Source organism: Streptomyces sp. NPDC059002 (assembly GCF_042740435.1).
In the GTDB taxonomy this organism is placed as follows: Bacteria; Actinomycetota; Actinomycetes; order Streptomycetales; family Streptomycetaceae; genus Streptomyces.
Genome location: NZ_JBHYJI010000025.1, coordinates 99875 through 119775, shown reverse-complemented (window position 1 = coordinate 119775; position 19901 = coordinate 99875). Strand labels below are relative to the sequence as shown.

The following is a 19901-nucleotide window of genomic DNA, read 5'->3' as shown; positions in this document are numbered from 1 at the left end:
CAGAGGCGCCGGGGCGCAGAGGCGCCGGGGCGCAGAGGCGCCGGGGCGCAGAGGCGCCGGGGCGCAGAGGCGGCAGGGCGCAGAGGCGGCAGGGCGCAGAGGCGGCAGGGCGCAGAGGCGGCAGGGCACCGGGGCGGCAGGGCACCGGGGTCACCGGGGCGCCGGGGCGCCGGGGCGGCAGGGCGCCGGGGCGCAGAGGCGGCAGGGCGCAGAGGCGGCAGGGCACCGGGGTCACCGGGGCGCCGGGGCGCCGGGGCGCCGGGGCGGCGGGGCGGCGGGGTCACCGGGAGAGCGCCGGGGCGCCGGGATCACCGGGAGAGCACCGGACCTCCGCCTACCCGGCGGCCCCGCCCGCCCCCAGTACCCGCAGCACGCTCTTCCGCAGCACCTCCGCCGCGCGCTCGGGCGGCATGCGGCCCGACGCCGCCTCCTCGCCCGCCGCGTGGCCGAGCGCGACCGTGGCGGCGACCAGCCAGTCCACCGGCATCCCGGTGTCGAACTCGCCCGATTCCCGGCCGCGCCTGATCAGCCGCGCGTACCGCTCGACGACCGGTTCGTGGCGGGCCCTGTCCTCCTCGCGGGCCGCCGGGTGCGTGCTGATGTCCAGCAGGAACGGGTGCTCGGCGAAGGTCCGCCAGCCGGCGTCGAGCAGCCGCAGGAGGGCGTCCGCCGCGGGCCCCTCGTCGATCTCGGCGGCGTCCATCGCCGCCATCGTCCGGTCCGTGAGCCGGTCGACCACGGCCGACAACAGCGCGTCCCGCGACGCGAAGTGCGCGTACACGGTCTGGCGGGTCACTCCGGCCGCCGCCGCGATGGCCGCCATGCCGACGTCCGGGCGCTCGCCCAGGAGCTTGATCGCCGCTTCGAGTACGGCGACGCGACTGCGCTCGGCGTCGGCGCGACGGGGTCCGGTCCTGGCGGGGGCGGGGCGCGGCCGTGGGGTCGGAGTCGGAGTCATTTCTTACAACCTTGTCAAAGTTGAGGCGAGGCCATACCTTACAGGCGTGTAAGAGATCGTATCCCGGCACGGAGCAGAGAGAGCCAGAGCAGAGAGAGCCAGAGCAGACAGAGCAAGGAGTACGGAATCGCCATGACGCCACTCGAGACCACCACCCCCGAGCAGTTCATCGCCGACTTCTTCACCTCGTTCACCGACGAGCTCACCCGCCATGAAGTGGACGCCGACTTCACCCCCCTGATGGAGCGCTACTACACGCGGGACATCGTGCAGATCGCCGACGGCGTGCGGCTCGACTGGGACCGCCTCCTCGCCCATCTGCGCCCGGTGCGCAAGAGGTTCGACGGCGGTGGCGAGTACCGCTTCGAGGTGCAGGAGGCGCTGGCGGACGGCGACCGGATCGCCGCGCGCTTCACCCTCCACGTACGCGACCGCAAGGACCGCACGGTCGACATGGAGATCCAGATGATCGCGCGCTTCACACCGGACGGCAGGATGCGCAGCTCGCACCAGATCGGCCGGGCACTCCTCCCCCAGGCCCCCGCGGGATAAGGTCGGCGACGAGACCGAAGTGGCAAGGGGGCGGCCGCCGATGGGGCCGGACGAAGCGGTGATCGGCTGTACGGGGGAGCTGGTCCTCGGCACGCGTGGCGACGCGGGACCCGGTGAGGTCCTGGTGCGGGTCCGCGGTGGCACCGAGACGTTTCTGGCCTGGTCCGCCGACCCGCTGCCCCGCGGGGCGACCGTCCTCGTGACGGACTCCCGCGGCTCCCGCCAGGTCGACGTCATCAAGTGGGCCGATCCATTGGAGGCGTTGACCGACTCAGGGGTCGGCGACGCCGGTTGAGGAGAGCAAGATGTTCGGTTACCGCGTTCCCGCCCCTGACGAGGCGATGCTGATCTCGGGTGGCAGGCGCGGACTCGGGGGTGCGCCGTTCCGCGTGGTGACAGGCCACGGCAAGTTCGTGCTCCCGGTGTTCCGCAAGACCCGTTTCCTCAAGCTCGCCATGTGCGAGGCCGAGGTCGTCGAGACCTGCGTGACCCGCCAGGGCATCGCCCTGACCGTGCGCGCGGTCATCGCCTTCAAGGTAGGCAACGACACGGAGAGCATCGTCAACGCAGGCCAGCGTTTCCTCTCCGACCAGGACCAGATGTCGATCCTGACCGGCCGGATCTTCGCGGGTCATCTGCGCTCCATCATCGGCTCGATGACGGTCGAGGAGATCGTCACCGAGCGGCAGAAGCTCGCCACGGAGGTCCTCGACACCTCCAAGTCGGAGATGGCGAAGATCGGCCTGCACGTGGACTCGCTGCAGATCCAGTCGATCGACGACGGCGACACCGGCTACATCGAGGCCATGTCGGCCCCGCACAAGGCCGCCATCCAGCGCCAGGCACAGATCGCCCAGGCGCAGGCCACCCAGGCGTCGGCCGAGGCGCAGCAGGAGGCCGCGCGGAACCAGGCCGAGTACGCGCGGCGCACCGCCATCGTGCAGGCCGAGTACACCGCCGAGGTCGACCGCGCCCAGGCCAAGGCCGCCCAGGCGGGCCCGCTCGCCGAGGCGCACGCGCAGCGGGAGGTGCTCGACGCCAAGACCGAACTGGCGCAGCGCGCCGCCGAGTTGCGTCAGCAGCAGCTGGTCGCCGAGGTCGTGAAGCCCGCGGAGGCGGACGCGGAGCGGATCAGGGTGCTCGCCCTCGCCGAGGCGGAGCGGATGAAGATCCAGGCCGAGGCGGCGGCTTCGTACGACCGTGTGGCCCTCGACCGGATGCTGATCGACCAGCTCCCGCAGATCGTCAAGGAGGCGGCGACGGGCCTGTCCGGCGCCAACGTCAACGTGCTCAACGGCGCCGACGGCCTCGGCGAGATCGCGGCGGGCCTGGTCGGCCAGGGCCTGACGATCCTCGACTCGGTCAGGGCCAATCTGAACCCGGCGGCGCAGCAGCAGGAGCAGCAGCAGCCCTCGGTCGGCAAGCAGCGGGGCATCGAGATCGAGTAGGCGCGGGGCGCCTCACCTCGTGCGGCGGGGCTCAACGCACCGGGCTTCCCGCAGCAGGGCCTCACGCACCGGGCTCGCCCCCGACCTCCCGCAGCAGGAGCGCGGCGAGGGCGAGCGCGGTGCCGTGCGACGAGGTGAGGTCGAGCCCGGTCAGGGACGCGACGCGGGCGAGCCGGTTGTCGACGGTGTTCGGATGCAGGCTGAGCCTGCGCCCGGTGGCCCTGCGGTCCTGCCCCAGCTCCAGATAGGCGCGCAGGGTCTCGGTCAACTCGGGCCGCCCGTCGACCGGTTCGAGCAGCGCGGCTATCCGCTCGCTGCCCGCGCTCGGCCGCGACAGGTGATATTCGAGCAGTACGTCGTCGAGCCGGTGCAGACCGGGCGGCCGGCCGCAGGCACGCGCGACGCGTACGACCTCCTCGGCGGTGCGGGCGGCCTCCGGGATCTCCGCGAAGGACCCGGCATCCGCGACGCCGATGCGCAGCCCCGGACCGCAGAACTCCCGGAGTGAAGCAGTCAGTTCATCGGGTACGTCGAGGGCGCCGGGCACGAGCGCATGGCCGCCCGCACCGTCCAGAAGGGTCGGCACGCCGACGCCGAAGGCACGGTCGAGGGCGGCCTGCACCCGTCGTACGAGCCGCCGCACGGCAACGGGCAGCCCGGGCCCGCCCTCTCCGGGAAGCCGCAGGAACAGGACGACCGCGCCCCCGCCGAAGCCCCCCGCCTCCGCCGTCGCCACGGGTGCCCCCTCCAGCAGGGCGCGCGCCAACGACCGCCGCTCCTCCCGGCGTTCGGCCACGATGGCGGCCTGCTCGTCGAGATAGGTCTCGGTGACGGCGGCCACGATGCGCTCCTGCGCGGTGAACAGGTAGTCGCTCAGCTCGGCGAGGCCGGACTCCTCACCGCGCAGCGTGACGTCCCGCAGCGCGCGCCACAGCACCTGCGTGCCGAGGATGTGCGTGCTGAGCAGCAGCCGCAGGGGCATGCCCTCGTCCGCGCGCTGGGCGGCGCGCTCCCGGAAGTACTCGTAGTCGCCGGGCGCATCGGCCGGGGCCGCGACGCGGTCGAGGAAGAGGCGCAGGCCGTGCCTGGCCGTGGCGGCGATCTCGACGTCCTTCACGTCCGACGGCAGCTCGTCGTAGCCGCGCAGCCGTGCGAAGGCGTCCTGCGTCATGCGCCGGGCCAGCGCGTTCACGCGCGGTTCGCACCGCGCGGCGATCTCCCTGGCGGTGGCGCCCAGCGGGGGCCCGGCGGGGGCGTGGGAACTGTTCACCATGCGGCGTCACCCTAATCGCCCCGCCGCGGAGGGGACGGGGCCCTACCCGCGCCGCCGCGGCCCCCGGGCGAGCGACGTCAGCCACGCGACGCCGACGAGCGAGACGAGGACCATGCCGCCCACGGAGAAGAGCGTGAACAGGTGTTTCTGCTCCGCGGTGGGCTCGGGGATGTACCCCTGGGCGAACAGGGCCCGGTCGAGCCCCGTGCTGGTGATCACGGCGACGAGCCACACCGCGATGCCGTGCATCGAGTCCCACAGCGCGTGCAGCAGCGAGACACCGAGATATGTGAGGACGACGGCGCCCGGGAACCGGAACCGCCCGCCGCTCTCCCGGAACTTCAGGAGCACGCCGCCCGCGATGGCGGTCCACAGGCCGTGCCCGAAGGGTGCGAGCAGCCCCCGCAGGATCTCGGTCTCCAGGAGGGACCGCAGATCGAGCCCCCGCATGCTGACCACGGCGTTGAACGCGTACCCGGAACTCTCGAACGCGGCGAACCCGAATCCCACCGCAGCGCCGAGCACGAGCCCGGCCCGCAGCCCCCGCACCTGCCGGAACCGCCGCAACACGATCACCAGCGCGGCGAGCTTCACCGCCTCCTCGATGAGCCCGACCCCCACGAAGATCCACACCGAGGGATGCAGCAGGTAGTACTCCATGACGGACGCGCCGAGCACGCCGAGGACGCCGCCCACGACGAAGCAGTTGAGCAGCACGCTCAGGCCGAGATCGCGGCCGTGCCGCTCGTACGCCCAGAGGACGAAGACACCGGGAACCAGAAAGCTGCCGAGCAGGATCAGCGTCGGCAGCAGGTTGGTGTTCTTGGTGGCGTACGTGATGACGGCGGTGAGCAGCCACAGCCCGAGCCCGCCCCACAGGCAGCGCTTCCACAGTCCGGGCCGCATCTGCGGGACGCCGCCGCCCTCCACCGGATCCTGACCGAGGCTCACCGGGCGCCTCCCTTTCAGATCGTCATAGACCACAACAAACCATGACAAACTGCGCCAGACCCTCACAGGTCATCCACTTTGCCCGACTTTATGCTAAATACGTCCTATGTCGCAGCCGGGGACCCTCATCCTGATCATGGCCATCGCGGTCATCGCACCCCTCCTCACCTACGGACTCGGCCGCTGGATCCCCATCCCCCTGGTCATCTTCGAGATCCTGCTCGGCATCGTGATCGGCCCCGACGTCCTGGGCCTCGCCCACCACAGCGAGACGATCAACGCCCTCTCCGACCTGGGCCTCTCGATGCTGATCTTTCTCGCCGGCTACGAGATCGAGTTCGCGACGGTCCGCGGCGACACCCTGCGCCGCTCGGTGTGGGCCTGGCTGATCGCACTGGCCCTGGGACTCGGCATCGCGTTCGCCCTGAACGGCGGCGCCGTCACCAAGAGCTTCGTGATCGGCACGGCGCTCACCAGCACCGCGCTCGGCACGGTCCTGCCGATCCTGCGCGACTCGGGGGACCTGAAGGGCCGCTTCGGCACGGTGATGATGGCGTTCGGTGCGGTGGGCGAGTTCGGCCCGATCATCGCGATGACGCTGCTGCTCGGCGGCAGCGACCCGGGCAGGTCCACGGCACTGCTCGCCGCCTTCGCCGCGGTCACGGCGGGCGCGGTGTTCTGGGCGCTGCGCCCGCGCCCGCCGTGGTTCGCCAACGTGATCGCCAAGACCCTGCACAGCAGCGCCCAGTTCGCGGTCCGCTTCGTGATGCTGCTCCTTGCCGCCATGCTGGGCCTCTCGCACGCCTTCGGCCTCGACACGCTCCTGGGCGCCTTCGCGGCGGGCCTGCTCACCCGGCTCGTCCTGCAGGGCGCGGCCCCCGAGAGCAGCGAACTGGTCCTCGGCAAGATCGAGGCGATGGGCTTCGGCTTCCTCGTCCCGGTGTTCTTCATCGTGACGGGCATCGACTTCGACCTGGCCGCGCTCCTGGACGGCGGCCGCGCGCTCGCCCTGCTCCCCGCCTTCCTGCTCCTCTTCCTCGTCGTACGCGGACTGCCCGTCTACGCCCTGGCCCCGCGCGACCTGAACCGCCGCGACCGCACGTCCCTGATGCTCTACAACTCGACGGCACTGCCCCTGGTCGTGGCGATCACGACGATCGGCCTCGACGAGAAGGCGCTGACCGCGGGCGAGGCGGCGGCGCTGGTCGGCGCGGGCATGGTGTCGGTGCTCGTCTTCCCGCTCCTCGCGCTGCGGCTGCGCGCGAAGAGCGGTACCGACGTGACCCCGCCCACGAGACCGGTCCACCGCACGGAGTCGTGGTGAACCGTCAGGCGAGCCCGACCAGCTCCCGGTAGTCCTGCCCCCACAGGTCCTCGACCGCGTCCGGCAGTACGAGCACCCGATCGGGCCGCAACGCGTCGATCGCGCCCTCGTCGTGCGTGACCATCACGACGGCGCCGGGATAGGTGCCCACCGCGCCGAGCACCTCGTCCCTGGAGGCCGGATCGAGGTTGTTGGTGGGCTCGTCGAGCAGCAGCACGTTCGCGCCCGAGTGGACGAGCCCGGCCAGCGCGAGCCGGGTCTTCTCCCCGCCGGAGAGGACGGACGCGGGCTTGTCCGCGTCGTCCCCGCCGAACAGGAAGGACCCGAGCACCCGCCGCACCTCGCCGTCGGTCAGATGCGGGGCGGCGCCCGCGAGGTTCTCCCGGACGCTCTTCGCGCCCTCCAGGGTGTCGTGCTCCTGCGCGAAGTACCCGAGGCGCAGCCCCGGCCCCGCCACCACCCGCCCCTCGTCCGGGTGTTCACGCCCGGCGAGGATCCGGAGCAGCGTCGTCTTGCCCGCGCCGTTCAGCCCGAGGACGACGAGCCTGCTGCCCCGGTCGACGGCCAGATCGACACCGGTGAGCACGCGATGGGACCCGTACGCCTTGCCGAGGGCGATCGCGCCGAGCGGCATCCGGCCGCACGGCGCGGGCTCCGGCAGCCGGATCCGCGCGACCTTCTCGCCGCGCCGCACCGGCTCCGTGCCCGCCAGCATGCGCTCGGCCCGCCGGTCCATGTTCTTCGCGGCGGTCGCGGTGGCGACGTGGGAGCGCATCTTGTCGGCCTGGGCGCGCAGCGACGCGGCCTTGCGCTCGGCGTTGGCGCGCTCGCGGGCCCGCCGCCGCTCGTCCGCGGCACGCTGGTCGAGGTAGGTGTGCCAGCCGGTGTTGTGCACGTCGACGGTGGCGCGCCGGGGATCGAGGTGGAAGACCCGGTTGACGGTGTCGGCGAGCAGCCCGGTGTCGTGGCTGATCAGCACGAGGCCGCCCGGCCTGCCCGCCAGATATCCGCGCAGCCACCCCACCGAGTCGGCGTCGAGATGGTTGGTCGGCTCGTCGAGGAGCAGCGTGTCGTGCCGCGCGAACAGGATCCTGGCGAGCTCGACGCGGCGCCGCTGACCGCCCGAGAGCTCCCCGACGGGCCGGTGCAGGGACCGCTCGGGGAGCCCGAGCCCCGCGGCGACACGGGCGGCCTCGGCCTCCGCGGCATAGCCGCCCCGCGCCTGGAACAGATCGTCGGCGCGGGCGTAGGCGGCCATGGCCCGCTCCTGGGCGGCCGGTCCTTCGGCCCCGGCCATGCCGCTCTCGGCGGTACGCAGCGCGGCGACCGCCTCGTCGAGGGCGCGGGCCGACAGGATGCGGTCGGTGACGGTGACGGCGGGGTCGGCGGCGCCGGGGTCCTGGGAGAGATGGCCGACGGTGCCGGTGCGGGTGACGGCACCGGCGGCGGGCACGGCCTGCTCCGCGAGGACCTTCATGAGGGTGGTCTTGCCGGCGCCGTTCCTGCCGACCAGGCCGATGCGGTCGCCGGGGGCGACGTGGAAGCTGACGTCGGACAGCAGCAGTCGGGCGCCGACGCGCACGTCGATGCCTCGTACGGTGATCATGGGGTAACGCTCCGCAGTAGCGAATGGACACACGGGTGACGTGAAGGCGTGTGTCCTGGCTAGGAGATGCGGGGCGTAGACATACGACCGAGGCTAACGACCCCGCGCCCGCCCCGCACCCGAATTCCTCCCGCGCCCCCGCGTCCCTCCGTGCGCGCCCCCGCCTCACCCCGTGATCCCGCTTCCCCGCCTCACCCCGTGATGCGCCGCACCGTCCCGAGCGACCGCCACCGGCCGTCCACCCTCCGGTCGACCCACACCGGGCGGTCCACGGCCTGGTTGTCCTTGAAGGCGTAGTGCCCGAGGACACCGTCCGCCTCGACGCGGGCGAGCGCGCCTCTGACCTCGGCGCGCAGCCGGTCGGGGTCCTCCTCGCCCGCCCGGTCGAGCACGCGCCCGATCCCCTCGGCCAACAGGAGCGTCCCGTCGTACAGTTCGGCGGCGCCGCGGTGCGCGAAGAGACCCCGCGGCTTCCTCCCTTCCGTGCACAGCTTCGGGAAGGAGGCGCAGTCCGGCGCGAGTTCCTCGTCGTAGAACGTACGGAACCGCACGGCGCCGTCCGGGAGTTCACGGTCCTGGTCGTCGAACATCTTGCGGTTGTCGGCGGCCTCGCAGGCGTTCTCGTGGACGTTGCGGACCGCGACGAGGGAGTCGTACTTCTTCACGGTCGGCACCCAGTCCTCCTCGTCACCGGTCCGCAGATCGGAGACGGTGACGGCGTCCGGCCGGTGCTCGGTCATGTCGCGGGCGATCTCGTACCGGTCCATCGTGTACGGCTCGAGTTCCGTCGCCACCGGCCGCAGCCCCGCCTTCCGCAGCCCGTGCGGGAACTCGTCGCGCTCGTCGTCGTCCGTCCAGTCGCTGTCGGACCCGATGAGGACGTCGTGCACGCCGTACGCGCCGGACAGATACCGGCCCGCCGCCTTGCCCACCGCCACGTCGTCGGCGGGCGTGGCGAATTCGTAGCCCGGATCCCCCGGCCCCGGACCGCAGGTGTCGAGCACGGCCATCTCCTGCGAGTAGTCGACGTCGACACCCGCGAAGTCCTGCACGTCACCGACGATCGCGAGCATCCCCGGGTGCCGCTCCAGCAACTCCTCGGCGGGCGTGTCCCGATAGTCCTCCACCGGCACGGCCCGCACCGGAACCCGCTTGCCGCCGGCCCGCCGCGCCGCCTCCTTCAACGCGGCGTCGACGACCTGCTTGCGCACCTTCGGTATGCGCCCGTCCTCGTCGTCGCCCCAGTCGTAGGCGACCCCGATGGTGTACCCCTCGTCCGGCGCCCCCGTCCCGCCCGGCGCGGCGGACCGCCCGCCGCCTTCCCCAGGACCCTCCTCGGACGAACCGCCCCCGATCCCCACGCCCACCGGGATCCCGACGGCGAGCAGGGCGACGAGCGTCCCGAGCACGACACCGAGCCGGGACCGCCGCGGCCGTCCGCCCCCGGACACCTTCGCGACCTCCGCCGCCCGGGCCGGGGGCAGATCTTCCGTACGCCAGGTGTGCGCCCGCCGCAGGCCGACGACCGGGGCGTCCTCGGGCGCCTTCTCCGGCTCCGGCACGTTCCGTGCCTTGGGCTCCTCCACGACGCGGCGGGCGTCATGTACACCCACCGGACCGACGCCGACGCTCCCCTGCCCACCGACGGCAAGCACCTGCTCCAGCGCGGCCCGGGCATCCACCGGCCGGTCATCCGGATCCTTGGCCATCAGCCCCAGGACCAACCGGTCGATGCCCGGCGTCAGTTCGGACCGCGCACGGCTCGGACGGAGCGGCTCGTCGTGCAGGTGGTTGTACATGACGCCCGCCGCGTCGCCGACGAACGGCGGCCGCCCCACCAGGAGTTCGTACAGGACACAGCCGAGCGCGTAGAGGTCGATGCGTCCGTCGCCGGGGCCGCCGCGGAACCGCTCGGGCGCCATGTACAGCACGCTGCCGAACGGCAGTTGCCCGGTCCTCGTCAACTGCGGGTCGGTGGAACGCGCCTCGACGAACTTGGCGATGCCGAAGTCGACGACCTTCGCGACGGACTCCGGCCCCTCGCCCGTGACCATGATGTTGGCGGGCTTGATGTCCCGGTGGACGACCCCCGCGTCATGCGCGACGGCAAGCCCCCGGCACACGTCGGCCACCCACCGCAGCGCGTCGTCGACGGGCACCCGCCCGCGCTCCCGCAGCACCTGATGGAGCGCGCGGCCCTCCACGAGCGCCATCACGAGATACGGACTGCCCGCGTCGTCCCCATGGTCATGCACGGCAACGATGTACGGACTGTCGAGCGAGGCGGCGACGCGGGCCTCACGCCGGAACCGCGCGAGCAGCTCGGCACGGTCCCCCTGCTCCGTCCCGTCCCGCCCGTCCCGCCCGTCCGCACCGCGCTCCGGCAACAGGATCTTGACCGCAACCGCACGGTCGAGACGCAGGTCCCTGGCCCGCCAGACCTCGCCCATGCCACCCGAGCCGAGCAGCTCCCCCAGCTCGTACCGCTCCCCGATCAGCCGCCCCCGCACGCTTCCCCCTCCGCCGACGTGGGGGCGACAGTACCGGCCGCGCGCTACGTGGCCTTGGCCGCCTTCGCCGCCTTGGCCGCCGCCTTCAGCTCCTGCTTGTGCGCGCGGACCTTGTGCAGGGACTCGGGACCCGTGATGTCGGCGACCGAGCGGTACGCCTTCGCCGCGCCGTAATCCCCCGCGGCCTCGCGCCAGCCCTTCGGCCGTACGCCGAGCTGCTTGCCCAGCAGCGCCAGGAAGATCTGCGCCTTCTGCTTGCCGAACCCCGGCAGGTCGTTCAGGCGTTGCAACAGCTCCTTGCCGGTGCCGACGCCCTCCCAGACGGCGGTCGCGTCCCCGTCGTAGTGCTCCACCAGGTACTGGCAGAGCTGCTGGATGCGTTTGGCCATCGAGCCGGGGTAGCGGTGGACCGCCGGCTTGGCGGAGAGGAGCGCGGCGAACTCCTCCGGGTCGTACGCCGCGATGTCATGGGCATCGAGGTCGTCCGCGCCCATCCGCTGAGCGATCGTGTACGGACCCGCGAACGCCCACTCCATGGGGACCTGCTGGTCCAGCAGCATGCCGACCAGCGCGGCGAGTGGGCTCCGCCCCAACAACTCGTCCGCGTCCGCCTGCTGCGCCAACCGAAGCGTCACATCCATCCCCCGATAATCCCCCGCCCCCACCACCCTCACCACTCCAACCCACCCGTGCCGCCCAGCGGCACGATTGCCCACAGGGGCAGCGGCCCACGCTGGGGCGGGTGGGGGAAGCAGAAGCAGCGGCAACGCGACGCCACCCCGCGTAGCCCAAGAGGGCGGATCTGGGCGGCGCGGCGCTCGATGCGGGGCCAGGGCGGGGACATGGCCCCCATGAGCAGCCGGGCCCTCCGCGCCTACCCCCGCCGCGCCACCTGGCCCCGCACGCTGCTCACCCTCGTCGTACTCCCCCTCCTCATCCTGCTCGCCCCACCCCACACAACCGCCCCGGCGCTCACCCCACCCACGACCCTCTCCACCGAGCCCGGCCCAGAGACCCAGCAGGACACCACAGACACCGCCCTCCGCCTCCCGACCCGCCACGCCACCCGCCTCCCCACCCCAACACCCCACCGCCCCCGCACCACCCCAGCCACACCCCTCACCGAACCCCAGCCCCGCCCACACCCCCACCTCCACGTCCCGACCCCCCGCTCGGTGGTCCTGCGCTGCTGACAGGAGAGGCGAAACAAGCCCCTGTCACCCGTCACACAGCACAAGCGCAGATCAAGGACACCCCCATGCCCATGGACCCCTACGCGGCCCTGCACGCCCTCCTCCGCGCGGAAGCCGTACGCACCAAGAGCGCCCCACCCGCCGAAGAGAACGAGAAGCCCCACCGCCCCCCGCACACCACCACCCCCGAGCCCCACCCGGACCACAAGGACGACTGACCCACGGCCGAGGCGAGGCGGCGCAGACGCCCCGAGGCACCGCCCGAGGCGCCCCGCCGGAATCAGCGTCTGCGCCGAGCCGTCCCGAACACCGACCGCGAGATCTCCCGCCCGATCTGCGTCCCCATGGACCGCAGCAGGGACTTGAACATCCCGCTGCCGACCACCTGCTCCACCACGGACCCGTCCCCCTGCGGCTTCCCCCGCGCCGCGGCCCGCGCCGCCTTCTCCGCCTCGGCGGCCTCCGCCTCGGCCTGCTTGCGGGCCTGCGTCTCCGCCTCCCGGGCGGTCAGCTTCTCGTACGCCGACTCACGATCGACGGCGTCCGCGTACCGCGAGTACAGGAGCGACCCCCGCACGGCCTGCTCAAGCGCCCCCGCCTCCACGGGCCCCATCAGGGACTCGGGCGCCCGCAGCCGCGTCGCGGCGACGGGCGTCGGCGCGCCCTTCTCGCTGAGCACGGTGATGACGGCCTCGCCGGTGCCGATCCCGGTGAGGATCTCCTCCAGGTCGTACGCGGAATCGGGAAAGGTCCGCACGGTCGCCTTGAGCGCCTTCTGGTCCTCGGGCGTGAAGGCCCGCAGCGCGTGCTGCACGCGGTTGCCGAGCTGGGCGAGGACGTCGGCGGGCACGTCCTTCGGGGTCTGTGTCACGAAGAAGACGCCCACTCCCTTCGACCGGATCAGCCGCACGGTCTGCGTGATGGCTTCCAGGAAGGCCTTGGACGCCCCGTTGAAGAGCAGATGGGCCTCGTCGAAGAAGAAGACGAGCTTGGGCTTCTCGACGTCGCCGACTTCGGGCAGGTCGTTGTAGAGGTCGGCGAGCAGCCACATCAGGAACGTCGAGAAGAGCTGGGGCTTGTCCTGTACGGCGGGGAGTTCGAGGACCGACACCATGCCGCGCCCGTCCGGCGCCGTCCGCAGGAACTCGCTCGTGTCGAACTCGGGCTCCCCGAAGAAGTCGGCCATGCCCTGCGCCTCGAAGGCGGTGAGCGCCCGCAGGATGACCCCGGCCGTCACGGTCGAGAGCCCGCCGATCCCCTTGAGTTCGGGCTTGCCCTCGTCGGAGGTCAGGAAGGTGACGACGGCCCGCAGGTCCTTCAGGTCGACCAGTTCGAGGCCCTTCTGGTCGGCGTAGTGGAAGATCAGGCCGAGGGACTGCTCCTGGGTCTGGTTGAGCTGGAGCACCTTCGCGAGCAGTACGGGCCCGAAGCTGGTGATCGTGGCCCGCACGGGGATCCCGGTCCCGATGCCGCCGAGCGCGTAGAACTCGCTGGGGAACCCGGTCGCCTCCCACTGCTGCCCCACGTCGGCGGCCCGCTCGGCGACCTTGGCGCCCGCCTCGCCGGGTGCGGAGATGCCGGAGACGTCGCCCTTGATGTCGGCGAGGAACACGGGGACGCCCTGCGCGGCCAGCTGCTCGGCGATGAGCTGCAGGGTCTTGGTCTTGCCGGTACCGGTGGCCCCGGCGACGAGCCCGTGCCGGTTGAGCATGGGCAGCGGGATGCGGATCTGCGCGTCGGCGAGGCACTGCCCGTCCCAGAGCAGGGCGCCCAGGTCGAGGGCGGGCCCGGTGAAGGCGTACCCGGCGGCGATCGCCATGGCCTCCTGCGGCAACGCGGCACCCCCGGAAACAACCTCGGGCTCGACTCCCGAGCCCCCCGCACCCCCGGAAACGACCTCGGGCTCGACTCCCGCACCCCCCGCACCCCCGGAAACGACCTCGGGCTCGGCTCCCGCGCCCCCCGCACCCCCGGAACCCGCCGAGCCCGCCGAATCCGCTGCCGCCTCCGAGCCCACTGCGCCCGCTGCCCCCTCCGGCCCTACTGAACCCTCCGATCCCCCGGAACCCGCCGAACCCGGCAAGCCCGCCGAATCCGCTGAACCCACCGACCCCACTGCGCCCACCGATCCCTCCGGGACCGCTGAACCCACCGGCCCTGCTGAACCCACCGAGCCCCCCGCGCCCGCCGAACCCCCCTCCGCCCCCACCGACGGCGCGACCGGCGGCACGAACCTCCCCCGCGCTCCACCTTTCGCCCCCTGTGATCCCCCCGGCTCGCCCCGCGCCCCCTCCGCAGCCCCGACCGCCCCCGCGGAACCCGCGGAATCCCCGCCTCCGTCCGTCACCCCCGCACCCTCGGCAGACTCGTTCGGGCGGTTCCCGCTCTCGGACGTGGACGGCATCGGCTGGCTGTCGCTCACTTCGGCCCCTGTTCCCGGCTTGAGTGTTCCCGGTTTGCCCCGATTTCCGGCGTCATTTCCCAGAGTCGCACTCCGTCGCCATGGCTGCGCCCGGAGAGCCTTGCCCGGTAGGCTTTCCGTGTGATCTTCAAGCGCATCGGAAACGGCCGGCCGTACCCCGACCACGGCCGGGAAAGCACCCGGCAGTGGGCGGACGTCGCGCCGCGCCCGGTCCGCCTCGATCAGCTCGTGACGACCAAGGGGCAGCTCGACCTCGAGACGCTGCTCGCCGAGGACTCGACGTTCTACGGCGACCTCTTCGCGCACGTGGTGAAGTGGCAGGGCGATCTCTACCTGGAGGACGGGCTGCACCGCGCGGTCCGCGCCGCGCTGCAGCAGCGCCAGGTGCTCCACGCGCGCGTGCTCGAACTGGGCTGACCCACCCGCTCCCGTGCACGCGGCGGCCCCAAGTCCGCATTGGCCCTTTTGGGTTGGAGTGGACGCCGGGCAATGATCATTTAGTAGGCATCGCCGTCGCACGGCACTACGCTGCGCCCATGAGCATGCTCACTCCCCCCGGCATGGGCGGAAAGTACCGCATCACGGGGGACAAATATCCACGCATGCGCCGCCCCAGCGGGCGCCGCAGGATCGTGCTCGCGGTCATCGCGTCCGCCGCGGTCGTGGGCCTGATCGGCTGGGGCACGCTGCAGCTCATCCATGTCTTCGGCGGCGGCGACAAGGCGGCGGCCGCGGGCCCCGCGGCCCCGGAGTGCGACCGGAAGCCCGCCGCCTCCACATCGGCGCGGGCCGGGAAGCCGAAGCCGCTGCCCAAGCCGGGCCAGATCACGGTCAACGTCTTCAACGCCACGCCCCGCGGCGGTCTGGCCAAGGACACCGCGGACGAGCTGAAGAAGCGCGGCTTCGCCATCGGCAAGGTCGGCAACGCCACGAAGGCGTTCGACAAGAAGGTCGAGGGCACCGGGATACTGCTCGGCGCCAAGTCGGCCGCCGACACCGCCCTGCCGGTCCTCGGCACCCAGCTCGCGGGCGCCGAACCGAGGACGGACGGCCGCAAGGGCGGCGAGGTCGACCTGATCCTCGGCACCAAGTTCAAGGACCTGGCAAAGAAAGAGGACGCCGACAAGGCCCTGGCGGAACTCACCAGGCCCAAGCCGACGTCCACGCCGTCAGGCAAGAAGAACTGCTAGCAGGAGAACTGCCGGCGGAGGTTACTCCGCGGCCCCGTACATGCGGTCGCCCGCGTCGCCGAGCCCCGGCACGATGTACCCCTGCTCGTTGAGCCGCTCGTCGACCGAGGCCGTCACGACCGTCACCGGCGTGCCCGCCAGCTCGCGCTCCATGACCTCGACGCCCTCGGGGGCGGCGAGCAGCACCACGGCGGTCACGTCGTCGGCGCCGCGCTTGATGAGCTCCTGGATGGCCGCGACGAGCGTGCCGCCCGTGGCCAGCATCGGGTCCAGGACGTAGACCTGGCGCCCGGAGAGGTCCTCGGGCATGCGCGTCGCGTACGTGGAGGCCTCCAGGGTCTCCTCGTTGCGGATCATGCCGAGGAAGCCCACCTCGGCGGTCGGCAGCAGGCGCACCATGCCGTCGAGCATGCCGAGACCGGCGCGCAGGATCGGCACGACCAGCGGGCGGGGGTACGACAGCTTGACGCCGGTCGTCTCCGTCACGGGGGTCTCGATGTCGACCTGCTCGGTGCGCACGTCCCGGGTGGCCTCGTACGCGAGCAGGGTGACCAGCTCGTCGGCGAGGCGCCGGAAGGTCGGGGAGTCGGTGCGCTTGTCGCGCAGCGTGGTGAGTTTGTGCGCCACCAGCGGGTGGTCGACGACGTGGATCCGCATGACATCAACAGTAACCGGGACAGGGCCGCTCTCCCCTCGCTGGCATCAACCCCGCCGCCGGGGGGAAAGTGGGGACGTACGGACTGAGGTGGTGTGGCCCATGGCGGAGCGCAAGCCGGAAGACGAGACCGACGCCGAGCGCCGCAGGCGCCGCGCCCAGTTCCTGCGTGAGCGCACCGAGGCCCTGGAGCTCCGCGACCGCGTGAAACCGCGCCGCGCCCGGGCGGCACGGGCGCGTCAGGCGATGCGTATGCGCACGTTCCGCTGGTAGCCGACGCCTCGGCGGCGGGCCCGTCGAGGCCACCGGGAAAACGCGACGCGGAACACAGCGGCCGGAAGACCTCTCCTGACGGCGCTGTTTCTGCCACGATTCCGAATGGGCGGGGCTTGGCACAGCAACTCCCCGCTCCCCGACCTCGCCGGGGGGACCCCAAAACCGCCAACCGGCACTGCCTATGACCAGTGGGAGAGTCACGGTGTACTTCGCCGCACTGCTCGCGCGCACCGAAGACGGGTGGGAAGCGAGCGACACGGAGCTCGACGATGTGGAGACCCTGTCGGATCTGGCCGACCTGGCCCGTGAAGCCACGGCCGATTACGACGACGACACAGTGCTCGTCTTCATCGAACAGGAAGACGCGTGGTTCGGCGTCGTCCGCGTGGACGGCGAGGAAGACCCTCGCATCTACGTCTCGGACGCGGCCGCGGCCGCCCGCAGCTCGTACGGGGAGATCCTGCTCACCGACGAGATGCTCGGCCGGGACCCGGGCGACGACCCGGCCGACGACCTGGACGCCCTCGACCTCGACGGCACGGAGGACGGGGAACCGGCGGACGCCGCGGACCCCGCCGACGACCCCGACGCGGACGCCGACGCCGACGCGGTGCCCGCGGGTCCGCTCGGGGACACGGAGATCCTCGCGGACCTCGGTGTGCCGGAGAAGGACCTCCTGGGCCTGGCGAGCGGCGACGCACTCAGTGAGATCGCCGAGATCCTCGGGGCGGCGGAGGTGCTCGAGACCGTCCGCTAGGTTCCCGGTGTGACCGACAAGCCAGAGCCGAACGGTCCGGGTGACCGGACCCCCGATCCCGTACGCGACCCTTGGCGCGCGCCGATGCGGCGCGCCCTCGCCGAGGCCGAACTGGCCGTCCGGGGCGGTGACGTCCCGGTCGGTGCCGTCGTGCTGTCCCCGGACGGCACGACGGTGCTCGCCGTCGGGCACAACGAACGCGAGGCGACCGGCGATCCGACCGCGCACGCGGAGGTGCTCGCCCTGCGCAGGGCCGCCGCCGGGCTCGGCGAGTGGCGGCTGACCGGCTGCACCCTCGTCGTGACCCTCGAACCCTGCACGATGTGCGCGGGCGCGCTCGTGCAGTCCCGCGTCGACCGGGTCGTCTACGGGGCCCGGGACGACAAGGCGGGGGCGGCGGGCTCGCTCTGGGATCTCGTACGCGACAGAAGGCTCAACCACCGTCCCGAAGTCATCGAAGGCGTCCTCGCGGACGAGGCGTCCGGGCTGCTCACGCGGTTCTTCCGGGAGGGTCACCGGGGCTCTGCGCAGGCGCTCGGACAAACGGATTTCTGACCACGGCCCACCTTGGGCTAGAGTTCCTCTCGGTAGCGTGTCCGAGCGGCCGAAGGAGCTCGCCTCGAAAGCGAGTGTGGCGTAACCCGTCACCGTGGGTTCAAATCCCACCGCTACCGCCACTGACACCCTCTCTGATCGGTTTCCACTGGTCAGAGGGGGTGTTTTTGTTGTGCGGCGGGGCCTGTCGCCCCCTGATGTCATGCGAAGAGCCCCGGCGCCGTGTGGCGCCGGGGCTCTCTCCCGCTGGGACGGGGGAAGCGGCATCGGGGGGACAAGCCGCTTCCCCCGACGAGGACCGACCCACAAGTCGACACCGCCGTCAGGGGGGAAAGCAGACGGCGTCGACCCCGCAGTTGGGTCAGTCCCTCACCCGCGGATTCCTGCCAGATCCGCTGGGCTCATCACCCATCCTGCTCCGCGCGCCACCGCGATCGGCCGGGCAAAGGGCCTCTGCTGCCAGGTCGTTGGTCCCTAAAAGCCCCGTGAGTGTGCTCCGGGTTAGACTCACCGCCGTCACAGGGGTCACACGGGGCGCGGGTAAGGGGAGGCCAGATCGTGGCAGTGCAGTGGAAGAAGCTCGGTCTCTTCGTCGTGGTCGTCTTCGTGCTCTACGTGATCATCACCGACCCGGCCAAGGCCGCCGACTATGTGCAGATAGGCTTCGAAGGCGTCTCGAGCGCCGCTCAGAGCATCGGCGACTTCATGACCTGGGTCGCCAACGGAGGCAAGGACTGAGCGGCCGCCAAGGCCCTCGTAGCCGTCAAGGCCCCAGTCCTCTCCAAGGAGTGCCCGTGATCCGCCATCTGGTCCTCTTCAAGCTCAACGACGGCGTCACGCGCGACGAGCCGCGCGTCGTCGAGGGCGTCAAGGCCTTCCGCGCACTCGGCGAGCAGATCCCTGAGCTGACGTTCTGGGAGTGCGACTGGAACATCAGCGACCGCCCCATCGCGTACGACTTCGCCATCAACTCGGCGGTCGAGGACACCGATGCGCTGAAGCGGTACATCGAGCACCCGGCCCACCAGGCGGGCGTCGCGCTGTGGCGCGAGTTCGCCACGTGGGTGATCGCGGACTACGAATTCTGATCTTTCCGACGCGTCAGCCCCTCACCGGAACGGTGAGGGGCTGTTCTGCGTCTTGTGCCCCAACTCCTCCCTCAACACGTAGTTATCGGGTGCTTGCACACAGTGCACATGTCTTGTGATGCTATGACCGCTTTTGACGGATGAGTTGACCAGGGTCGACCGAGCTTGACCGTGCTTGTTTGAGAAGGGGTGGCGTTGACCGTGCCGGCCAGTACTGCGCCTGAAGCTCCACCCGTGAAGGCGCCACCGAGCACCGGGAGTACCCGCGGTGCCGACACCCGGGCCCTGACGCAGGTCCTCTTCGGCCAGCTCAAGGAGCTCGAGCCGGGCAGCCCCGAGCACGGCCGCGTGCGCGGCGCGCTCATCGAGGCCAATCTGCCGCTCGTGCGGTACGCGGCCGCCCGCTTCCGCAGCCGCAACGAGCCGATGGAGGACGTCGTCCAGGTCGGGACCATCGGGCTCATCAACGCCATCGACCGGTTCGACCCGGACCGGGGCGTGCAGTTCCCGACCTTCGCGATGCCGACCGTGGTCGGCGAGATCAAGCGGTACTTCCGCGACAACGTCCGCACGGTCCACGTGCCGCGGCGGCTGCACGAGTTGTGGGTGCAGGTGACGGGCGCGACCGAGGACCTCACCACCGCCTTCGGGCGCTCGCCGACGACCGCGGAGATCGCCGAACGGCTGCGCATCACCGAGGACGAGGTGCTCGCCTGCATCGAGGCCGGACGCTCGTACCACGCAACGTCGTTGGAGGCGGCCCAGGAGGGCGACGGGCTGCCCGGGCTGCTCGACCGGCTCGGCTACGAGGACCCCGCGCTCGACGGCGTCGAGCACCGCGACCTCGTGCGCCATCTCCTGGTCCAACTGCCCGAGCGCGAACAGCGGATCCTGCTGCTTCGCTACTACAGCAATCTGACGCAGTCGCAGATCAGCGCCGAACTGGGCGTTTCCCAGATGCATGTGTCGCGACTGCTCGCCAGGAGCTTCGCGCGGCTTCGGTCCGCAAATCGGATCGAGGCGTAACCGTATCGAGTGGAGTGGCGGCGGGGGTGTTCCCGACGGCCCACCCCCGTGTAATACCCCACACCCCCCCATTACTTCACGGATTTGCCCCATGTTTTTAGACAAGTTAATACAACG

Annotated in this window: 22 protein-coding genes and 1 tRNA gene; 15 read left to right on the top strand and 8 right to left on the bottom strand. The window is 71.7% G+C overall.

Annotated features, from left to right (window positions below; all coding sequences use genetic code 11):
- Positions 1-334: 334 nt before the first annotated feature.
- A complete protein-coding gene (locus ACFWZ2_RS23105; protein WP_384548500.1) occupies positions 335-958 on the bottom strand; it encodes a TetR/AcrR family transcriptional regulator in 624 nt (207 codons plus the stop codon).
- 132 nt (positions 959-1090) lie between these two features.
- Between ACFWZ2_RS23105 and ACFWZ2_RS23100 the strand changes: the two genes are divergently transcribed.
- Genes ACFWZ2_RS23100 through ACFWZ2_RS23090 form a run of 3 tightly spaced genes read left to right on the top strand, consistent with a single transcriptional unit; the run spans position 1091 to position 2958 of the window.
- Complete coding sequence (locus ACFWZ2_RS23100; RefSeq protein ID WP_384548498.1) at positions 1091-1510, top strand: nuclear transport factor 2 family protein; 420 nt, start codon at positions 1091-1093, stop codon at positions 1508-1510.
- Positions 1511-1550: 40 nt separating this feature from the next.
- On the top strand, positions 1551-1805 hold the full coding sequence (locus tag ACFWZ2_RS23095; RefSeq protein ID WP_384548496.1) for a hypothetical protein: 255 nt from the start codon (positions 1551-1553) through the stop codon (positions 1803-1805).
- A 10-nt stretch (positions 1806-1815) separates the two neighbouring features.
- The gene (locus ACFWZ2_RS23090; protein ID WP_384548494.1) at positions 1816-2958 is read left to right on the top strand and encodes an SPFH domain-containing protein; all 1143 of its coding nucleotides are present in this window, start codon (positions 1816-1818) and stop codon (positions 2956-2958) included.
- A 61-nt stretch (positions 2959-3019) separates the two neighbouring features.
- Here ACFWZ2_RS23090 and ACFWZ2_RS23085 read toward each other — a convergent pair whose 3' ends face one another.
- Positions 3020-4231, bottom strand: coding sequence for a PucR family transcriptional regulator (locus tag ACFWZ2_RS23085; RefSeq protein ID WP_384548493.1), 1212 nt, complete (start codon positions 4229-4231; stop codon positions 3020-3022).
- Positions 4232-4273: 42 nt separating this feature from the next.
- Entirely contained in the window at positions 4274-5137 is an 864-nt protein-coding gene (locus ACFWZ2_RS23080) for a PrsW family intramembrane metalloprotease (protein ID WP_384548516.1), read from the bottom strand.
- Positions 5138-5288: 151 nt separating this feature from the next.
- On the opposite strand from ACFWZ2_RS23080, the gene ACFWZ2_RS23075 reads away from it, so the two are divergent.
- On the top strand, positions 5289-6506 hold the full coding sequence (locus ACFWZ2_RS23075) for a cation:proton antiporter (protein WP_384548491.1): 1218 nt from the start codon (positions 5289-5291) through the stop codon (positions 6504-6506).
- A gap of 4 nt (positions 6507-6510) precedes the next feature.
- Here ACFWZ2_RS23075 and ACFWZ2_RS23070 read toward each other — a convergent pair whose 3' ends face one another.
- The 3 genes from ACFWZ2_RS23070 to ACFWZ2_RS23060 form a co-directional block, all read right to left on the bottom strand.
- Positions 6511-8112: an ABC-F family ATP-binding cassette domain-containing protein gene (locus tag ACFWZ2_RS23070; RefSeq protein ID WP_384548489.1), complete on the bottom strand. Its 1602-nt coding sequence runs from the start codon at positions 8110-8112 to the stop codon at positions 6511-6513.
- A gap of 191 nt (positions 8113-8303) precedes the next feature.
- Positions 8304-10622 carry a protein kinase gene (locus ACFWZ2_RS23065; protein ID WP_384548488.1) on the bottom strand — a complete coding sequence of 773 codons (2319 nt, stop codon included), beginning with the start codon at positions 10620-10622 and terminating at the stop codon, positions 8304-8306.
- A 44-nt stretch (positions 10623-10666) separates the two neighbouring features.
- The gene (locus ACFWZ2_RS23060; RefSeq protein ID WP_384548487.1) at positions 10667-11263 is read right to left on the bottom strand and encodes an HhH-GPD-type base excision DNA repair protein; all 597 of its coding nucleotides are present in this window, start codon (positions 11261-11263) and stop codon (positions 10667-10669) included.
- Between the two features lie 210 nt (positions 11264-11473).
- Here ACFWZ2_RS23060 and ACFWZ2_RS23055 point away from each other — a divergent pair, with 210 nt between their 5' ends.
- Together ACFWZ2_RS23055 and ACFWZ2_RS23050 are read left to right on the top strand one after the other, a co-directional pair.
- Positions 11474-11815, top strand: coding sequence for a hypothetical protein (locus ACFWZ2_RS23055; protein ID WP_384548485.1), 342 nt, complete (start codon positions 11474-11476; stop codon positions 11813-11815).
- 65 nt (positions 11816-11880) lie between these two features.
- On the top strand, positions 11881-12033 hold the full coding sequence (locus ACFWZ2_RS23050) for a hypothetical protein (RefSeq protein ID WP_384548483.1): 153 nt from the start codon (positions 11881-11883) through the stop codon (positions 12031-12033).
- A gap of 62 nt (positions 12034-12095) precedes the next feature.
- Here ACFWZ2_RS23050 and ACFWZ2_RS23045 read toward each other — a convergent pair whose 3' ends face one another.
- Positions 12096-13634 (bottom strand): helicase HerA-like domain-containing protein, encoded by a 1539-nt coding sequence (locus ACFWZ2_RS23045; RefSeq protein ID WP_384548481.1) that lies wholly within the window; start codon positions 13632-13634, stop codon positions 12096-12098.
- A 723-nt stretch (positions 13635-14357) separates the two neighbouring features.
- Here ACFWZ2_RS23045 and ACFWZ2_RS23040 point away from each other — a divergent pair.
- Together ACFWZ2_RS23040 and ACFWZ2_RS23035 are read left to right on the top strand one after the other, a co-directional pair.
- On the top strand, positions 14358-14654 hold the full coding sequence (locus tag ACFWZ2_RS23040; protein ID WP_003955420.1) for a type II toxin-antitoxin system VapB family antitoxin: 297 nt from the start codon (positions 14358-14360) through the stop codon (positions 14652-14654).
- Between the two features lie 119 nt (positions 14655-14773).
- Entirely contained in the window at positions 14774-15427 is a 654-nt protein-coding gene (locus ACFWZ2_RS23035) for a LytR C-terminal domain-containing protein (protein ID WP_384548479.1), read from the top strand.
- Between the two features lie 21 nt (positions 15428-15448).
- On the opposite strand, the gene upp is transcribed toward ACFWZ2_RS23035, so the two are convergent.
- Entirely contained in the window at positions 15449-16084 is a 636-nt protein-coding gene (gene upp / locus ACFWZ2_RS23030) for a uracil phosphoribosyltransferase (RefSeq protein ID WP_384548477.1), read from the bottom strand.
- A gap of 100 nt (positions 16085-16184) precedes the next feature.
- Here upp and ACFWZ2_RS23025 point away from each other — a divergent pair, with 100 nt between their 5' ends.
- The 7 genes from ACFWZ2_RS23025 (at position 16185) to ACFWZ2_RS22995 (ending at position 19784) form a co-directional block, all read left to right on the top strand.
- The gene (locus ACFWZ2_RS23025; protein ID WP_384548475.1) at positions 16185-16355 is read left to right on the top strand and encodes a hypothetical protein; all 171 of its coding nucleotides are present in this window, start codon (positions 16185-16187) and stop codon (positions 16353-16355) included.
- 205 nt (positions 16356-16560) lie between these two features.
- A complete protein-coding gene (locus ACFWZ2_RS23020; RefSeq protein WP_384548473.1) occupies positions 16561-17115 on the top strand; it encodes a hypothetical protein in 555 nt (184 codons plus the stop codon).
- Positions 17116-17199: 84 nt separating this feature from the next.
- Entirely contained in the window at positions 17200-17670 is a 471-nt protein-coding gene (tadA, locus tag ACFWZ2_RS23015; protein ID WP_384548514.1) for a tRNA adenosine(34) deaminase TadA, read from the top strand.
- Between the two features lie 31 nt (positions 17671-17701).
- Positions 17702-17792: transfer RNA gene (locus tag ACFWZ2_RS23010), tRNA-Ser, on the top strand.
- A gap of 436 nt (positions 17793-18228) precedes the next feature.
- Positions 18229-18408 carry a hypothetical protein gene (locus tag ACFWZ2_RS23005; RefSeq protein ID WP_055553710.1) on the top strand — a complete coding sequence of 60 codons (180 nt, stop codon included), beginning with the start codon at positions 18229-18231 and terminating at the stop codon, positions 18406-18408.
- 56 nt (positions 18409-18464) lie between these two features.
- Entirely contained in the window at positions 18465-18758 is a 294-nt protein-coding gene (locus ACFWZ2_RS23000) for a Dabb family protein (protein WP_384548471.1), read from the top strand.
- Positions 18759-18947: 189 nt separating this feature from the next.
- A complete protein-coding gene (locus tag ACFWZ2_RS22995; RefSeq protein ID WP_384548469.1) occupies positions 18948-19784 on the top strand; it encodes an RNA polymerase sigma factor SigF in 837 nt (278 codons plus the stop codon).
- Positions 19785-19901: the final 117 nt, after the last annotated feature.

Coding starts and splice junctions, on each gene's coding strand:
- ACFWZ2_RS23105 (WP_384548500.1), bottom strand. CDS start 958: ATGACTCCGACTCCGACCCCACGGCCGCGCCCCGCCCCCGCCAGGACC.
- ACFWZ2_RS23100 (WP_384548498.1), top strand. CDS start 1,091: ATGACGCCACTCGAGACCACCACCCCCGAGCAGTTCATCGCCGACTTC.
- ACFWZ2_RS23095 (WP_384548496.1), top strand. CDS start 1,551: ATGGGGCCGGACGAAGCGGTGATCGGCTGTACGGGGGAGCTGGTCCTC.
- ACFWZ2_RS23090 (WP_384548494.1), top strand. CDS start 1,816: ATGTTCGGTTACCGCGTTCCCGCCCCTGACGAGGCGATGCTGATCTCG.
- ACFWZ2_RS23085 (WP_384548493.1), bottom strand. CDS start 4,231: ATGGTGAACAGTTCCCACGCCCCCGCCGGGCCCCCGCTGGGCGCCACC.
- ACFWZ2_RS23080 (WP_384548516.1), bottom strand. CDS start 5,137: ATGCGGCCCGGACTGTGGAAGCGCTGCCTGTGGGGCGGGCTCGGGCTG.
- ACFWZ2_RS23075 (WP_384548491.1), top strand. CDS start 5,289: ATGTCGCAGCCGGGGACCCTCATCCTGATCATGGCCATCGCGGTCATC.
- ACFWZ2_RS23070 (WP_384548489.1), bottom strand. CDS start 8,112: ATGATCACCGTACGAGGCATCGACGTGCGCGTCGGCGCCCGACTGCTG.
- ACFWZ2_RS23060 (WP_384548487.1), bottom strand. CDS start 11,263: ATGGATGTGACGCTTCGGTTGGCGCAGCAGGCGGACGCGGACGAGTTG.
- ACFWZ2_RS23055 (WP_384548485.1), top strand. CDS start 11,474: ATGAGCAGCCGGGCCCTCCGCGCCTACCCCCGCCGCGCCACCTGGCCC.
- ACFWZ2_RS23050 (WP_384548483.1), top strand. CDS start 11,881: ATGCCCATGGACCCCTACGCGGCCCTGCACGCCCTCCTCCGCGCGGAA.
- ACFWZ2_RS23045 (WP_384548481.1), bottom strand. CDS start 13,634: ATGGCGATCGCCGCCGGGTACGCCTTCACCGGGCCCGCCCTCGACCTG.
- ACFWZ2_RS23035 (WP_384548479.1), top strand. CDS start 14,774: ATGAGCATGCTCACTCCCCCCGGCATGGGCGGAAAGTACCGCATCACG.
- upp (WP_384548477.1), bottom strand. CDS start 16,084: ATGCGGATCCACGTCGTCGACCACCCGCTGGTGGCGCACAAACTCACC.
- ACFWZ2_RS23025 (WP_384548475.1), top strand. CDS start 16,185: ATGGCGGAGCGCAAGCCGGAAGACGAGACCGACGCCGAGCGCCGCAGG.
- tadA (WP_384548514.1), top strand. CDS start 17,200: ATGCGGCGCGCCCTCGCCGAGGCCGAACTGGCCGTCCGGGGCGGTGAC.